The sequence below is a fragment of the Streptomyces sp. Inha503 genome, assembly GCF_047215865.1.
Classification (GTDB): Bacteria; Actinomycetota; Actinomycetes; order Streptomycetales; family Streptomycetaceae; genus Streptomyces; species Streptomyces lycopersici.
The window spans coordinates 10175724-10190783 of sequence record NZ_CP178360.1 but is presented as its reverse complement, the minus strand read 5'-3'; the positions used below and the strand labels follow the sequence as shown (position 1 = coordinate 10190783).

At 72.5% G+C, this 15060-nt stretch carries 12 protein-coding genes and 1 pseudogene; 4 read left to right on the top strand and 9 right to left on the bottom strand.

All coding sequences use genetic code 11. The features are described 5' to 3' along the window. Positions 1–393: 393 nt before the first annotated feature. The 3 genes from ACJX2R_RS42815 to ACJX2R_RS42805 all read left to right on the top strand — a co-directional run bounded on the left by ACJX2R_RS42815 (position 394) and on the right by ACJX2R_RS42805 (position 2917). Positions 394–1104 (top strand): peptide deformylase, encoded by a 711-nt coding sequence (locus ACJX2R_RS42815; RefSeq protein ID WP_413104460.1) that lies wholly within the window; start codon positions 394–396, stop codon positions 1102–1104. Between the two features lie 203 nt (positions 1105–1307). Then, positions 1308–2063 carry a GNAT family N-acetyltransferase gene (locus ACJX2R_RS42810; protein ID WP_262701286.1) on the top strand — a complete coding sequence of 252 codons (756 nt, stop codon included), beginning with the start codon at positions 1308–1310 and terminating at the stop codon, positions 2061–2063. Beyond that, positions 2060–2917 (top strand): lysophospholipid acyltransferase family protein, encoded by an 858-nt coding sequence (locus ACJX2R_RS42805; protein WP_413104459.1) that lies wholly within the window; start codon positions 2060–2062, stop codon positions 2915–2917. Before ACJX2R_RS42810 ends, ACJX2R_RS42805 begins: the two co-directional genes overlap by 4 nt. Before the next feature lie 150 nt (positions 2918–3067). Here the strand turns inward: ACJX2R_RS42805 and paaK are convergent. Further along, positions 3068–4374, bottom strand: a pseudogene (paaK, locus tag ACJX2R_RS42800) (phenylacetate--CoA ligase PaaK). A 221-nt stretch (positions 4375–4595) separates the two neighbouring features. Here paaK and ACJX2R_RS42795 point away from each other — a divergent pair. Beyond that, the gene (locus ACJX2R_RS42795) at positions 4596–5141 is read left to right on the top strand and encodes a hypothetical protein (protein WP_413104458.1); all 546 of its coding nucleotides are present in this window, start codon (positions 4596–4598) and stop codon (positions 5139–5141) included. An 836-nt stretch (positions 5142–5977) separates the two neighbouring features. Here ACJX2R_RS42795 and ACJX2R_RS42790 read toward each other — a convergent pair. The 8 genes from ACJX2R_RS42790 to ACJX2R_RS42755 form a co-directional block, all read right to left on the bottom strand. After that, positions 5978–6754, bottom strand: a complete 777-nt coding sequence (locus ACJX2R_RS42790; RefSeq protein ID WP_413104457.1) for a sugar phosphate isomerase/epimerase family protein — start codon at positions 6752–6754, stop codon at positions 5978–5980. Further along, a complete protein-coding gene (locus tag ACJX2R_RS42785; RefSeq protein ID WP_413104456.1) occupies positions 6751–8712 on the bottom strand; it encodes a DUF2264 domain-containing protein in 1962 nt (653 codons plus the stop codon). The genes ACJX2R_RS42790 and ACJX2R_RS42785 overlap by 4 nt, the downstream gene beginning before the upstream one ends. Positions 8713–8781: 69 nt before the next feature. Next, positions 8782–9762 carry a hydroxyacid dehydrogenase gene (locus ACJX2R_RS42780; RefSeq protein WP_413106096.1) on the bottom strand — a complete coding sequence of 327 codons (981 nt, stop codon included), beginning with the start codon at positions 9760–9762 and terminating at the stop codon, positions 8782–8784. 47 nt (positions 9763–9809) lie between these two features. Further along, positions 9810–10721: a carbohydrate ABC transporter permease gene (locus tag ACJX2R_RS42775; protein ID WP_262701292.1), complete on the bottom strand. Its 912-nt coding sequence runs from the start codon at positions 10719–10721 to the stop codon at positions 9810–9812. Further along, positions 10721–11680 (bottom strand): carbohydrate ABC transporter permease, encoded by a 960-nt coding sequence (locus tag ACJX2R_RS42770; RefSeq protein WP_413104455.1) that lies wholly within the window; start codon positions 11678–11680, stop codon positions 10721–10723. The genes ACJX2R_RS42775 and ACJX2R_RS42770 overlap by 1 nt, the downstream gene beginning before the upstream one ends. Positions 11681–11747: 67 nt before the next feature. Next, positions 11748–13067: an ABC transporter substrate-binding protein gene (locus ACJX2R_RS42765; RefSeq protein WP_413104454.1), complete on the bottom strand. Its 1320-nt coding sequence runs from the start codon at positions 13065–13067 to the stop codon at positions 11748–11750. Between the two features lie 131 nt (positions 13068–13198). Further along, positions 13199–14281, bottom strand: a complete 1083-nt coding sequence (locus ACJX2R_RS42760; protein WP_413104453.1) for a LacI family DNA-binding transcriptional regulator — start codon at positions 14279–14281, stop codon at positions 13199–13201. 100 nt (positions 14282–14381) lie between these two features. Then, positions 14382–14933 (bottom strand): sigma-70 family RNA polymerase sigma factor, encoded by a 552-nt coding sequence (locus ACJX2R_RS42755; RefSeq protein WP_413104452.1) that lies wholly within the window; start codon positions 14931–14933, stop codon positions 14382–14384. Between the last annotated feature and the right edge of the window lie 127 nt (positions 14934–15060).

The following is a 15060-nucleotide window of genomic DNA, read 5'->3' as shown; positions in this document are numbered from 1 at the left end:
TCCCCGTGCTGGGTCTGGGGCGAAGCCCCAGTTTCGGGAAGGGGCGGGGTGGGGAACAGCCCGCCGCAGGCGCCAAGCTCCGCCGGACGCTCCCCGCGGCCGGGAAGGCCGCCGCCCAGCCGCGTAGGGCCGGGAAGGCTGCCGCCCCGCGTGCGCAACGGGGAGAGCACCGCGGAGCGGCAGCGGCCGAGCCGGGAGACTCGGCCGAGCCGCGGGGGCGTGGGATGTTCCCCGGCGGCTCCTCAGCGTCTACGGACCCCATCGATGCCCTGTTCACCTTTGTCCGATGGTGAGCACCCGAACCCCGGCCCCTGCCCCGCCCCCGCCCCCGCCCCCGCCCCCGCCCCCGCCCCCGAATTGCCGTAGCGTGATCGTCTTGCCAGGCTGTCCCCCATGCCGACCACCACCCTGCCCGAGCTCGTCGACGAACTGCTCTCCGGGACCCGCCCGTTGCCGATCCTCTCCGCGGGCGTCCCCGTGCTCCGGCGACCGGCCCTGCCGTACGAGGGCCAGCTGGCCGCGGACCAGCTGGACCGGCTGCTGACGGCGATGCGGGAAGCCATGCACTCCGCGCCCGGAGTGGGGCTCGCGGCCCCGCAGATCGGGGTACCGCTGCGGCTGGCGGTGATCGAGGACCCGGCGGAGGTGACGGCCGAGGTGCGCGAGGCGCGCGGCCGGGTGCCGCAGCCGTACCGGGTGCTGGTCAATCCCCGCTACGAACCGGTCGGCGACGGCCGGGCGGCGTTCTTCGAGGGGTGTCTGAGCATCCCCGGCTGGCAGGCCGTGGTCGGCCGCCCGGACCGGATCCGGCTGCGCGGGCAGGACGAGACGGGGCGGGAGCTGGACGAGGAGTTCACCGGCTGGCCCGCGCGTATCGTCCAGCACGAGGCCGACCACCTCGACGGAGTCCTCTATCTGGATCTGGCCGAAACCCGCTCCCTGTCCTCGGCCGAGGCGGTGAGCGACTACTGGTCCCAGCCCACCCCCGCCACCGCGGCCCATTCGCTGGGCTTCCCGCTCCCGGGCGCCACCGACGCCACCGGCGCGGCCAGCGCCGCCGACGCCGCCGACGACAGCGGCGGCACCGGCACTACCACTCCGTAACCACGGCCGACCTGCGGCATGCTTTCGTCATCGACTGGCAGTCGCCGAATCACCGCACGGACACTGTGACGTACGTCGCCACGGCAAGACTGGTGGACGCCCCCGGTACGCGCCGCCTCCGCGTACCGCACGGCGAGTGAGGCGTTTCTTCCGCTCTTCCCCAGTCCCCACCGCTCCTGACTTCCCTCGAACGGAGAACAGGAATGCCCGTGCTCACGACGTCCACGACGGCACCCACCAGCTCGTACGTCACCTCGATCGCCCACACCCAGGAGCAGATCCACGCCGCGCAGCGGCTGCGCTACCAGGTCTTCGGCGAGGAGAGGGGCGGCCGGCTGGACGCGGCGGTCGACGGCCGCGACATGGACGAGTTCGACGAGGTCATGGACCACCTGATCGTCACGGACACGGCGACGGACACCGTGGTCGGCACCTACCGGCTGCTGCCCCCGGGGCGCAGTGAGCGGCTCTACTCGGACACCGAGTTCAATCTGCGCGGGCTTCCGGCCGAGGTCCGCTCGTCCATGGTCGAGGCCGGCCGCGCGTGTGTGCACGCCGACCACCGCTCGGGTGCCGTCATCAACCTGATGTGGGCCGGTCTGGCCCGCTATGTACTGCTGTCCGGCCACCGCTATCTCGCGGGCTGCGCCTCGGTCCCGCTGGCCGAGGGCGAACAGGCCGCCGCCAACGCCTGGTTGCTCGGCACCACCAAGCACGCCGCCCCGCCGGAGATGCGGGTCCACCCGCTCGACCCCTGGATACCCTCGCGGCCGCTGGACGGCGAGCCCGGCTACGCCGATCTGCCGCCGCTGCTGCGCGGATATCTGCGGGTCGGCGCCTGGATGTGCGGCTCCCCGCAGCACGACCGGGCCTTCAACGACGCCGACTTCTTCGTGCTGCTGGACACCGAGCGGATGAACGACCGCTACCGCCGCTACTTCCTGGGTGAATCCCAGTGACCGTCCCGGCCGCGACGAGTCTGCCCGCACACGCCTGGGCGGCCTGGTCGCCGTGCACCACCGGCTGTGTCGCCCACGGCGCCGACCGCGTCCCGGCCACCCGGGTCGCCCGGCGGGCCGCGGTCTTCGGCCGGGCGGTGCTGGGCGCGCTGGTGTCCGGCCGGCGGATCGCCGAGCCCGAGACGCTGCGGGCGCGGGCGGCGGCGCTGCTGGACTCCCTGGGCATCCGGCTGGAGGTGGCGGGCGACAGCACGCTCAGCGCCCCGGGGACCACCGGCACGCTGATCGTGGCGAACCACATCTCCTGGGTCGACATCATCGCGCTGCTGTCGATGGAGCCCGTGGTCATGCTGGCCAAGCGGGAGATCGCGGGCTGGCCGCTGATCGGCCCCATGGTCACCCGCGCGGGGACGCTGTACATCGACCGCGACTCGCTGCGCCAACTCCCCGCGACCGTACGGGAGATGGCGGCCCGGCTGCGCGACGGCCAGTCGGTGATGGCCTTCCCGCAGGGCATCACCTGGTGTGCGGGCACCGGCGGCAGCTTCCGCCGGGCCACCTTCCAGGCCGCGCTGGACGCGGGCGCGCCGGTGCGCCCGGTGACCCTGGACTACGTCCAGCACGGCGCTCCGACCACGGTGGCCGCCTTCGTCGGCGAGGACGACTTCGGCCACTCGCTGCGCCGGGTGATCCGCGCCGACGGGCTCACGGTGCGGGTGAATGTGCACCGGCCACTGCGGCCGATGGGGGACGTGGACGACCGGCGCCGGGTCGCGGCGCAGGCCCAGGCGACCGTGTGCGGGGCGCGGCTGCCCCTCCATCACGAGGTCGCCGCACTCGGGCCGGCACGCTGAGAAGGCCTCGGGCCGACATGCCGAGCCCATGCGCCCCGGCCCCCGTCCCACCCCGCCCCGCACCGTCCACGGACGGCGCCCGGGGCGGCGGCTCGGCCTGGCGCCCGCTCAGCACTCCATCTCGCCCGCCCAGTCCTCCCTCGCGCCCGTTCAGCCCTCCATCCGCAGATCCTTGACCCGGCGGATCTTGCCCACGGAGCGCTCGAGCGTCTCCGGGTCCACGACCTCCACCTCGACCGTGAGCCCCACCCCGTCCTTGACTCCCCGCGCGATCGCCGTGGCGGCGTCCGCACGCCGCTCGGGGCCGACCCCGGGGCGTGCCTCGATCCGCACCGTCATATGGTCCATCCGGCCGCGCCGGGTCAGCTCGAGCTGGAAGTGCGGGGCCACCGACGGGATCCGCAGCACGATCTCCTCGATCTGGCTGGGAAGACGTTGACCCCGCGCACGATGAGCATGTCGTCACAGCGGCCGGTGATCTTCTGGATGCGCCGGAAGGCGGGGCGGGCGGTGCCGGGCAGCAGCCGGGTGAGATCGCGGGTGCGGTAGCGGATGACGGGGAGCGCCTCCTTGGTGAGGGTGGTGAAGGTCAGCTCCCCCTCCTCGCCGCCGGGCAGCACCTCGTCGGTGAGCGGGTCCACGATCTCGGGGTAGAAGTGGTCCTCCCAGACGTGCAGCCCGTCCTTGGTCTCCACGCACTCCTGGGCCACCCCCGGGCCGATCACCTCCGAGAGCCCGTAGATGTCCACCGCGTGGATGTCCATGCGCTCCTCTATCTCCCGGCGCATCTCCTCCGTCCAGGGCTCGGCGCCGAAGATGCCGACCTGGAGGGAGGTGGAACGGGGATCGACGCCCTGCCGCTCGAACTCGTCCAGGAGCGTCAGCAGATAGGACGGCGTGATCATGATGATCTCGGGTCTGAGGTCCTGGATGAGCCGCACCTGCCGGGCGGTCATCCCCCCGGATGCGGGGATGACGGTGCAGCCGAGCCGCTCGGCCCCGTAGTGGGCGCCGAGGCCGCCGGTGAACAGGCCATAGCCGTAGGAGATATGCACCTTGTGGCCGGGGCGGCCGCCGGCCGCGCGGATCGAGCGGGCGATCACCTCCGCCCAGACCGACAGGTCGTGCTCGGTGTAGCCGACGAGGGTGGGGCGGCCGGTGGTACCGCTGGAGGCGTGGAGCCGCCGCACCTCGCTCTGCTCGACGGCGAACATGCCGTAGGGGTAGCTGTCGCGCAGATCGGCCTTGGTGGTGAAGGGGAACCGGGCCAGGTCCTCCAGGGTGCGGCAGTCCTCGGGGCCGACCCCGGCCTCGCGGAACTTCTTGCGGTACAGCTCGACATGGTCGTACGCATGGCGCAAGGTGGAGCGCAGCCGGGTGAGCTGAAGCGCCCTCAGCTCCTCGGGGCTCATCCGCTCGGCGTCGTCGAGCGGAGCCGCGCTCAGCGGTTCCACCATGGGCCGTCCACCACCTCCGGATGCCGACCGAACATTCGGTTACCGTTCGGGGCGCGGTCCAGTAATCCAGCATCCGACCTGGCTGTCAAGGGTCCGGGCATCGATCGCCGTACGCGCCCGGAACGGCACGAGGCCGGTGAACGATCGGCGCCCTCCATCCGTACCCGTAGGCGCGAGGGACGCAGCCGCACCCCGGATCCGACGATGCGAGAGGGCCTTTCATGTACGACGCCGCCGATGCCGACGCCGACGCCGACGCTCCGCACCCCGTCCGGACCGCTGCCGACCGCGCCCCGCGCCGCCACGGTCCGCGCGCGGTGGCGGTCGTGGCGGCGGTGGGCGCGCTGCTCGCCATCGCGGGATGCGGCGGCGGGGACGGGGGCGGTAAGGCGGACGCCAAGGCGGAGGCCGGAGGAAACGCCGGCCGACCGAGCGCGACCGCCGGCCCCACGCCCAAGGCCGCGCGAGTGGAGCAACTCGCCTCGGCCGCCGGCTGCAAGCCGGAGTTCACCACCAAGGTGGACGACTACCGCCAGGCCGTCTGCAAGAACTCCAAGGGCAAGTTCCTCTTCCTCGACTTCGTCACCGCCAAGAACCAGCGGGACTGGCTGGAGACGGCGCAGATGTACGGCGGGGTCTACCTGGTCGGCAACCGCTGGGTGCTGTCGTCTTCGCCCCGGAAGAACATGGAGAAGTTCCGGGAGCGGTTCGGCGGCACCATCGAGGAGGGCACGTCCTACGGGGGCGCCTCCCGCACCCCTGAGTGATCACCCGTCCATCGCTCGCCGCCGATCCCGTGCCCGGCGGATTTGTCCCCTCCCCGCCCCTTCCCGATACCAGGGGCTCGCCCCTGGACCCCGAAGCCCGCCACGCGGTGGAGCCGCATATCGACGCCCCGGCCCGGGGCCTGAGACATGGGGCCGAGCCCCAGCCCGGGCCCGGGGGAGCCCCTGTCCGGGCTCTGGGACCTCCACCCGGGCCCCGGAGCGAAACTCCACCCGAGGCCCAGCGCGAAGCCCCCACCCGGGGTCTAGGGCGAAGCCCCCACCCGGGGCTCGAGGCGAAGCCCCATTCGGGCCCTGGGGCGAACCCCCCACCGGGGGCCTAGGGCGAAGCCCCCTCCGAGACCTAGGGCGAAGCCCTCACCCGGGCCCCAAGGCAAAGCCCCCGTCCGGGCTGGGACGAAACCCCCACCCAGAGCCAGGACTGAAACCCCACCCGGGACTCAGGGCGGAGCCCACCCGGGACCCGAGGCAAGCCCCACCCGGGACCAGGGCGCAACGCCCGCCCGGGGCCCGGAGCGCAACCCCACCCGGGACCTGGGGCGAAGCCCCCACCCGGGACCCAAGGCGGAGCCCATCCGGGACCTGGGGCGCAACCCCCATCCGGGACCTGGAGCGCGACCCCAACCTGGGATCTGGGGCGCAACCCCGGCCCGGGGCTCGGAGTGCAACCCCGGCCTGGGGTCTGGGGCGGAGCCCCGGTTTCGGGGGCTGGGGCGGAGCCCCGGTTTCGGGGGCTGGGGCGGAGCCCCGGTTTCGGGGGCTGGGGCGGAGCCCCGGTTTCGGGGAGGGGCGGGGTGGGGAACGGCTCGCCGCGGGCGCTAGACGTCGGCGAGGGCTCGCAGCGTGGCCGCCTCTCGGGGCAGTAGCCGCTCGTCGTCCTCCGGTACGAACTCCAGCAGGACGTCGAGCGGTGGGCCGTCGGCGGACACCGCGGAGCGGTGAGTGAGCAGCCGCTCGAAGGTGCTGCGCCACAGCGGGGCGCGGGCGGTCAGCGGGAGCCGGGTGGTCCCGGGCCACCAGGAGAAGGCGTGTACCGCGGCGATCCGGTCCCCCAGCGCGTCCAGCCCCTTCAGCGCCTCGGCGTCGGGCATGTCGACGGGCGGCTGCCAGTACGTGGCGACGTCGGCGCGGTCCACGTCGTCCAGCAGCCGGAGGGTGTGATCCGCGCCGTCGGTAAGGGTGTTGCGGTGGAACTCGTAGGCGAGTTCCACCCCCGCGTCCGCGGCGAGCGCGGCGGCGCGCCGGGTGTCCTCGACCACCGCGCGGCGCCCCTCCGGCGGGGTCTCCTCCGTGCCCGTGGCGCCCGCCCAGATGCGGACGCGCGGGGCGCCGAGCGCCACGGCGGAGCGGAGCACCGCGGCGAACTCCTCCGGATCACTGTGCCCGGCGCGGTAGTAGGAGCCGTACGAGGCGATGGCGAGCCCGGCGTCCAGGGTGGCGTCGCGGACCCGCCGGGCGGTGACCTCGTCGCCGGGCGGCACATGGACGTCACCGCCCCATTCGACGCACTCCAGGCCCGCCCGGACCACGGCGGCGATCACCCGGTCCGGGTCGAGCCGGCGCAGGGTCACCGAGCAGATGCCGAGCCGCGTCACGCGCCCACCTCCGTGACGGTGGGCGCGTCGCCCGCGCCGAAGTCCACCACGAAGGCCCGGCCGTCCGCCGGCCGTACGGTGACCGCGAGCCCGTTCACCTCGGCGGTGGCGAGATCGGCGAGCGGGGCCGGGTCGCGTTCCCCGGTGAGCGAGGCAACGGCGACGAAGAGGGTGCCGGAGGGGCCCTCGCCGACGGTGCCGGTGAGTTCGGGGACCAGGGCCCACGGCCCGTACGCGGTGCCCTGCGGCGCCCGGACCGCGGTGGCGGTCTCCCAGCCGTGCAGTCCGAGGAGCTGACCGGTCACCTCTCCCCCGTCCAGCCGTATCTCGGCGCCCTCCGCGGTCTCCGCGCCCTCCGCGCCCTCCGCGGGCGTGCCCGGGGGCAGGGCGACGGCCCAGCCGCTGTGGTGGATCCGGATCCCGGCGGGGACGCCCACGGTGCGGTGGACGCGCACTTCGAGGCGGCCGCGGACGAGGGTCAGGCTGTCGATGCGGATCGAGGGCACCTTGGGGCCGCCGTCGGGGAAGGCGGGGGTGTGGGAGGAGGCGAGCCAGTCGGGGCCCGCGGCCAGGGGGTGGATGCGCAGCCGGGCGGTGCGCACACCGCGGTCTTCCAGGGCGATGTGGTTGTCGGGGGTGTTGTCCGCGCTGGTGGGGCCGGTGCGGGTGGAGTAGGCGAGCCGGGCGTAGAGCGGGTCGGCGGGCGCGTGCTCGGGCTCCCAGGGGCGGAGCTTGTAGCTGCCGTGGTTGTGCAGCCGCACCAGCCCGTCCCGGCCCGTGGTCTGGACGAGGAACCCGGCGGCGGGCAGCGCCAGCGCCCGGTCGGGGCCCTCGGCGGGCGCGGCCTCCTCGGTCGCGGTCCACACCGGGTGGTCGGGCGGGAGCAGCAGGGCGAGGAACCCCTTGGACGCCCAGTAGGGCGAGCCGGGCCCGGAGTAGCGCTGGAGGGTCGCGGCGTGCGGCCCGTACCAGCCCAGGCTCAGCACCCCGTCCTCGGTCAGCGCCCCGCGGTCCAGGAAGTGGCGCAGCGCTCCGCTGAGGAGGCGGCGGGTGGCGCCGGGGGCGAGGGGGGTGTGGCCGGTGAGGGCGCCGAGTGCCACCGAGGCTCCGGCGGCGAAGCGATAGGTGAGGGAGCGGCCGTGGTGGATGGGGGCGCCGTTGGCGTCGAAGAGCAGCGAGAAGCCTTCGAGGAAGGTGTGCAGCCGGGGGCCGAGCCGGTCCAGGAGCTCCCCGTCGCCCGCGAGATGGGCGTGGAGCAGCGGGTACATGTGCAGCGCCCAGCCGTTGTAGTGGTCGAACGACCGCCCGTCGCCGTCGGAGTACCAGCCCTGGCCCTGGTACCAGCCCTCCAGCAGGCCGAGCCCCCGCTCGATGGCGCGGGCCGTCTCGGCGTCGCCGCGTCCGACGGAGTCGAGGAAACCGGCCACGGTGAGGGGGAAGAGGTACCAGTTGTTGGGGGCGGGCTGATGGCGCAGCGCGCCGCGCAGCCACTCCTCGGTGCGGTCCTGGGCGTCGGACGGCAGGGCCTCCCAGGTCCACGGCGCGGTCAGCCGCAGGCCCAGGGCCACGGACGCGGACTCCACCATGGGCTGGCCCTGGGCCCCGTGATGGCCGATCACCGGCCAGGACTCGGCGTCCCCGCGCCCGGGGGTGAGGGTGCCGCGGGCGATCCCCTCGGTGTATCGCTCCAGGATGCCGTGCTGGTCCTTGCCCGGGGCCCCGGCGGCGCGGAAGGCGGCGAGGAGGAAGGTGCGGGCGAACCCTTCGAGCCCGTCGGAGCGCACCCCGGACCTGGACGGCGGGCCGGGCAGGTCGATCAGGGCCTGTCCGGGGGTGGCGTAGCGGAGGGCGGCGTGCAGCATGCCGTCCGCGGCGGCCTCCCAGTGGGCGCGGGTGTAGCCGGTGTGGGGGCTGAGGGTGTGGTCGTCGGCGGGGAGGAGGAAGGGGAGCTCGGGCATGGTGGGTGGGCCTCCTGGGGTCGCGGGACGTGAGAGGGCGCGCGGATGGCTGGCGTGGCGCGCGCCCTCTTATGCCGAGCGGTCGAGGATCTCCGGTCGTACGGGGTGGGCGAAGGGGCGGCCGGTGACGTAGTGCTCGATCTCGCCGATGGCGAGGTCGGCCAGGCGGCGCAGCTCGCCGCTCTTGGATCCGGCGATATGCGGGGTGATGAGCGCGTTGTCGCAGTCGTACAGCGGGGAGTCGGCGGGCAGTAGCTCCGGCACGGTGACGTCGAGGACGACGCGGATCCGCCCGGCCACCACCTCCTCGGTCAGCGCCTCCTGGTCCACCACCGCTCCGCGCGCGGTGTTGATGAGCGTGGCGCCGTCGGGCATGGCGGCCAGCAGCTCCCGGCTGACCAGCCCCTGGGTGGCGGGCAGCAGGGGGGTGTGGACGCTGATGACATCGCTGCCGGCGAAGAGTTCCCGCAGGGGCACCTGGCGCGCCCCGAGCTCCTTCGCCTCCTGCGCGGTGACGTACGGGTCGTACAGCAGGAGGTCGAGGTCGTACGGGCGCAGCAGCTCCATCACCCGGCGGCCGATGGCGGAGGCGCTGAGGATGCCCACCGTACGGCGGTAGTTGCCCGCGTCCGGATAGCGCTCGTTCCAGTCGATCGTGCGCCGCTCGGCGCGGTAGTCCCGGGCGATGTCCAGGACGCGCTTGTTGGACAGCAGGATCATGGCGACGGTGTACTCGGCGACCGGCACGGCGTTGGCCGCGGCCGCCGAGGAGACCGCGATGCCGCGCTCCCAGCAGGCGTCGGTGATGTGGTGGCGCACAGTGCCCGCGGTGTGCACCACGGCGCGCAGCCGGGGCGCGGCGTCGAGCGTGCGGCGGTCCAGGGGCGGGCAGCCCCAGCCGGTGACCAGCAGTTCGGTGTCGGCGAGGGCGCGGCGGGCGGCCGGGGTGGTGAAGTCGTCGAGGACGAGCCCGGGGTCGAGGTCGAGGAGGTCGATGAGCCGGTCCAGGCCTCCGGGCCCGAGCACCTGCCGGGCGGACCGCTCGGCCATGGCCAGGGCGGCGCGGGGGCGACGGCGGGCGGAGAGGTGCGGTGCGGTCACTTGACGCTCCCTGCGGTCAGTCCGGACTTCCAGTAGCGCTGCAACAGGACGAACGCCACGATCAGCGGCACGACGGCGAGCAGTGAGCCGATGACCACGAGGGGGTAGTACTCGGGCGAGACGGTGGCGGCGCTGTTCCAGGTGTAGAGGCCGAGGCTGAGCGGATACAGATGCTGGTCGGAGAGCATCACCATCGGAAGGAAGAAGTTGTTCCAGATGGCCGTGAGCTGAAAGAGGAAGACGGTCACGAACCCGGGCCCGAGCATCCGCAGGCTGACCCGCACATACGTCTGGAGCTCGCCCGCGCCGTCGACCCGGGACGCCTCCAGCACCTCGTTGGGCACATAGCCGCTGCTGAGCAGGCGGGCGAGATAGACGCCGAAGGGGTTGAAGAGGACCGGGATGAAGACCGCCCAGAAGGTGTTGACCATCCCGATCTCGGAGGCCACCAGATAGAGCGGAAGGGCCAGCACGGTCGGCGGCACCATGACGCCGGTGAGGACGAGCCCGAAGAACTTCTCCTTGTGCCGGAACTCGTACTTGTCGAAGGCGTAGCCCGCGGCGACGCTGATGAGCGAGCCGACCAGGGCCCCGACGACCGCGTACAGCAGGCTGTTGACGTACCACTCGCCGTAGAGCCCGCCGTCCATGGAGAACAGGTCGGAGAGGTTGCTGCCGAAGGAGAAGTTACCGAAGGAGAGGATGTCGCTGCCGAAGAGGGCGGTGGCGTTCTTGGTGGACGCCAGCACCAGCCACAGCGCGGGCAGCATGGTGTAGAGGGCGGCGATCAGGACCACGGCGTTGGCGATACCGCGGCTGGTCAGCTTGGAGCCGCCGAAGGGCTTGCCGAGCGGCCTGGACGGTCCCCGGGAGGGGTTCACGGGGGTGGTGGGTGTGGTCGTGGTCATCACGCTCTCCGTTCCCGGCGGCCCGACCAGCGCGTCACGGCGTACGACAGGACGCAGGTGACGATCAGGAGGATGACGGAGGCCGCGGAGGCGAGTCCGTAGTTGTTGCGGCGGAAGGCCGCGTCGTAGATGTACATGTTCGGGGTGAAGCGGGAGTTGACCATCGGGGTGGCCTGGTTCATCAGCATGGGCTCGGTGAACAGCTGGAGCGCGCCGATCAGGGAGAACATGCACACCATCACCACGGAGCCCCTGATGATGGGCACCTTGACCTGGAGCGCGGTGCGGATGCCGCCGGCGCCGTCGATGGTCGCCGCCTCGATCACCTCGCGCGGCAGCGCCTGGAGCGCGGCGTAGAAGATGATCATGTTGTAGCCGAGGCCGCTCCACAGGGCGATGTTGACGATCGACGGGAGCACGGTGTGCAGGCCGAGGAAGTCGATGGTGATGTCGGCCTGCGCGAAGAGCTTGATCACCGGGCTGAGCCCCGGGGTGTAGAGGTACAGCCAGATGACGGCCGCGATGATGCCGGGGACGGCGTGCGGCAGATAGAGCAGCATCTGGGAGGTCCGGCGCAGCCGGATGAGGCCCGAGTCGAGCAGCAGGGCGAGCGCCAGGGCGCTGACGACCACGGTGGGAACGAAGATCACGCAGTAGAGGGCGATGGTGCCGAACCCGGAGAGGAAGCTGGGGTCCTGGAGCACCGCGAGATAGCTGCGCAGTCCGGTGAAGACGGTCTCCCCGCCGCCGAAGCCGAGCCCGCTGTGGTCCTCGCCGAAGAGGCTGAGGTAGATGGCGTAGCCGACGGGGACGAGGAACACGGCGATGAGCAGTGCCGTGAAGGGGGTCAGCAGGATGGTGGCGGCGATCCGCTGCTGGCGCCGTCCGGTTCTGCGGGGTGGGTCGGCGGCGGCCGCCTGTGGCGGCGCCGTCCGTCTTGAGGAGGTGACTGTGCTCACGGGGTACCTCGGCTCAGGCGTGGTGAGTACGGCTTTTGAAGGTGCGGTGTGAGGTGGCGGGGCGGGCTCAGCCGGTGGTGACCGACAGGCCGAGGCTCTTCAGGTCGGGCATGGTTCTGCTCTGGGCTTCTCTCAGGGCCTTCAGGACGGTGCCGCTGCCGGCTCCGGCCCGGGCGAGCCCGTCGTCACCGGAGGTGGTGGTCGAGACCATCCGCGGCCCCCACTTCCAGGTGGAGGTGATCTGCTTGGCCTGCTGATCGAAGAGGCCGAAGATGTCCTGGCCGGAGAAGTAGCTGGTGTCCATCTCCTTACGGGCGACCGGGACCAGGCCGGGCACCGACGGGAAGGCGCTGCTGACACCGCTGGAGAGCTTGGCGCGCAGGGCGTCGGGGCTGGTCACCATCCAGGAGATGAACTCCATGGCCTCCTTGGGGTGCCGGCTGTCCTTGGTGACCATGAAGGTCGACCCACCCTGCGTGCTCACCTTGGGCTTCGCCGGATCCCACTGCGGCATCGGCGCGATGGCCCATTTCCCCTTGCCATCGGGGGTGGACGCCATCATGGAGCCCGCGGCCCAGGCGCCCGCCAGATAGCCGGCCGTCTCACCGCTGCGCAGATGGGCCCGCCACTGCTGGCTGGAGCCGGGTTCGACGCGCACCAGGTCGTCGTCCATCAGCCGCTGCCAGTAGCCGGCGACCTTGCGGGTGGGGGCGTCGTCCATGGAGACGCGCCAGGTGTCGTTGGAGGTCTGGTACCACTGGGCCCCGGCCTGCCAGGCGTACCCGGCCATATAGAGGGTGCCGCCGGTGGTGAAGAGGCTGGCGATCCGCGAGCGGGGCTGTTCCTTCTTGAGCTTGCGGGCCGAACTCTCGAACTCCGCCCAGGTCTTGGGGACCGGGATGTGGTTCTTGGTGAAGATGTCCTTGCGGTACAGGAAGACCATCGGCTCGATGTCCACCGGTACGGCGTAGGTGCGCCCGTCGAAGGTGGTGAGGTCCAGCGCCTGCGGCAGGATCTTGCGGCGTACCGAGTCGGGCAGCAGCTTGGAGATGTCCCGGGGTACGCCGTCGATGGTGAAGCTGGGCAGCTGGGGGTATTCGATGGTGGCGACATCGGGGGCGTTGCCCGCGCGGGCGGCGTTGCTGAGCTTGGCCCAGCCGCCCTGCTCGCCGGAGGGGACCTGCTGGAAGTTCACCTTGATGTCGGTGTGGGTGCGGTTGAACTCGTCGACGACCTCCTGACTGCCGCGCAGCGCCGACCAGAAGGTGAGGCGCACGGGGCCGTCACCGGCGGTGTCGGACCCGCGGCTTGTGGAGCAGCCCGCCAGGACGAGGACGAGCAGCGTGAGCAGTGCGGTGGTACCCGCCGTAGCCCGGTGTCCGGGCATCGGGCGTCCTGGGCGTCTATGACCAGGCATGGACCCTCCCCTGATTCAACGGTGGAGTCAGAGGGAATCCTGAGCGCTTGACTGAATTTCCGTCAATACATCGAACAGTGGAAACTAAATCGGTCAAACGCTCAGAGGAGCTGGGCGGTGGAATCCCGGACCACCAGATGCGGCAGCAGCTCCAGATGGCGGGCGGCGCCGGCCCACCGCCCGGCCCGGGTCCGCTCCAGCTGGCGGGTCAGCAGTTCCAGCGCCGCCTGCCCGACCTCCCCCTTGGGCGGGGCCACCGCCGTCAGCGCGATCTGCCCCATGTCGGCGACCACGTCGTTGTAGGCCACCACCGAGCAGTCGCGCGGCACCTCGATGCCCGCCTCGCGCAGCCGCTGGACCAGCACCAGCGCGTCCATGTCGCCGTGGATCAGGGCGGCGGTGGCCCCGGCGCGGCGCACCGCGGCGGCCAGGTCGGCCTCCCGCTCGTCGCGCGGGCGGGGATCGGGCCCCGCGGTGCGCGAGCTGAGCATCACCGGACACCCCTCGCCGATGCCGCGGGCCGCGGTCTGCGCGGCGAACTCCGACCGGATCACCCGTGCGGTGGGGCTGTCGTCGCGCGCCGCCAGCACGATCCGCAGATGCCCCAGCGAGATCAGGTGCTCCAGCGCCAGATGCACCCCGTAGGCGTGGTCCGAGCGCACACAGTCCAGCCCGTAGATCGCGCTGCCCCGGTGGGGCCGGCGCTCCACCAGCACCACGGGGACCTCCAGCGCGGCGAGCCAGGCGTGGTCCGCCCGCGCCTCCGCCTCGGTGCGCCAGCGCGGGGCGAGCAGCAGCCCCCGCGCGCCCGCGTCCAGCGCCTGGCGGACCGCGCGCTCGGTCCCACGCTCGTCAGCGGCGATGTGCAGCGCGAGCCGCAGCCCGGCCTTCTCGGCGGCCTCGCGCGCCGCCTGGACGACCTCGGTGAGGTAGGTGTTGCGCTCCGGGACCACCATGCCGATGGTGTCGCCGGTGGCGGTGGACTCCGTGGGCATGGGCCGCAGCGACCGCGCCACCCCGTGGCCGCGGCGCAGCTCCCCGCGCTGGGCCAGCTCCTCCACGTCCCGCCGCACGGTGACGACGGACACCGCCAGCTCATCGGCCAGATCGGTGATCCGGGCGCTGCCCCGGGCCTCCACGAGGGCCGCGATCCGTGCCTGCCGCTTCTGCGCCGGCTCCCGCATGTTCCCTACCTCCGACGCGATCGGCTTTCGTCTTCATATCGAAACACCGCCATAGTAGCGATCATTCGATCAGAAAGCAGTCGGCGGGTGGCCGGAGCGGTCAGCAGTCGGTGATCCCCCGCGCCCGCAGGGCCGACCGCAGCGCCCGAGTCGCGTAGTACGTCCGCGACTTGACGGTTCCGGGAGGCACCCCGAGCGCCCGAGCCGCCTGGCTCACACTGCGGTCCAGATAGTGCAGATGCAGCAGCACCTCCCGCTGCGGGGGCGCCAGGTCCGCCAGCGCGTCCCACACCACCCGGGCGGTGAGCGTCTGATCGACCGCGTCCGGCGCGGCCAGCATCGCCATATCGGCCTCACCGGCCATCTCCATCCGCGGCTCCACCTGGTCCCGGTGGGCGTCGCCGACGAGATCGCCGACCAGATCGCCCACCACCGTGAACAGCCGGTGACGGGCGGTGGCGTCCATGGGGCCGACGTCCATCGGCCGCTGCCAGGCCCGGATCGCCACCTCCTGCACGATGTCCTGGGCCCGGTGCCAGTCCCCGCCCAGCAGCCGGGCCGCAAGCCGGAGCAGCGCCGAGCCGTGGCGCCGGTACAGCGTCGCTAAGAAAGTGTCGGCGTCGGTCATGACGGCCGCCGCGTTGAGGTCCATCGTCTCGTTCCCCCCGAGGCGAATGCGTTGATGGCGGGAGCGTAAGAGAAGGGGACGCCGATTGAGTGACGAAAGTCTGACGACGCTCCACGGCCGGAAGAGGACGGTGCCCGAAACGGGCTCGACT

What these genes read in the sequence shown, in the direction of transcription:
- ACJX2R_RS42815 (WP_413104460.1), top strand. Translation starts at nt 394, where the DNA reads ATGCCGACCACCACCCTGCCCGAGCTCGTCGACGAACTGCTCTCCGGG.
- ACJX2R_RS42810 (WP_262701286.1), top strand. Translation starts at nt 1,308, where the DNA reads ATGCCCGTGCTCACGACGTCCACGACGGCACCCACCAGCTCGTACGTC.
- ACJX2R_RS42795 (WP_413104458.1), top strand. Translation starts at nt 4,596, where the DNA reads ATGTACGACGCCGCCGATGCCGACGCCGACGCCGACGCTCCGCACCCC.
- ACJX2R_RS42785 (WP_413104456.1), bottom strand. Translation starts at nt 8,712, where the DNA reads ATGCCCGAGCTCCCCTTCCTCCTCCCCGCCGACGACCACACCCTCAGC.
- ACJX2R_RS42780 (WP_413106096.1), bottom strand. Translation starts at nt 9,762, where the DNA reads ATGGCCGAGCGGTCCGCCCGGCAGGTGCTCGGGCCCGGAGGCCTGGAC.
- ACJX2R_RS42775 (WP_262701292.1), bottom strand. Translation starts at nt 10,721, where the DNA reads ATGACCACGACCACACCCACCACCCCCGTGAACCCCTCCCGGGGACCG.
- ACJX2R_RS42765 (WP_413104454.1), bottom strand. Translation starts at nt 13,067, where the DNA reads ATGCCCGGACACCGGGCTACGGCGGGTACCACCGCACTGCTCACGCTG.
- ACJX2R_RS42760 (WP_413104453.1), bottom strand. Translation starts at nt 14,281, where the DNA reads ATGCGGGAGCCGGCGCAGAAGCGGCAGGCACGGATCGCGGCCCTCGTG.
- ACJX2R_RS42755 (WP_413104452.1), bottom strand. Translation starts at nt 14,933, where the DNA reads ATGGACCTCAACGCGGCGGCCGTCATGACCGACGCCGACACTTTCTTA.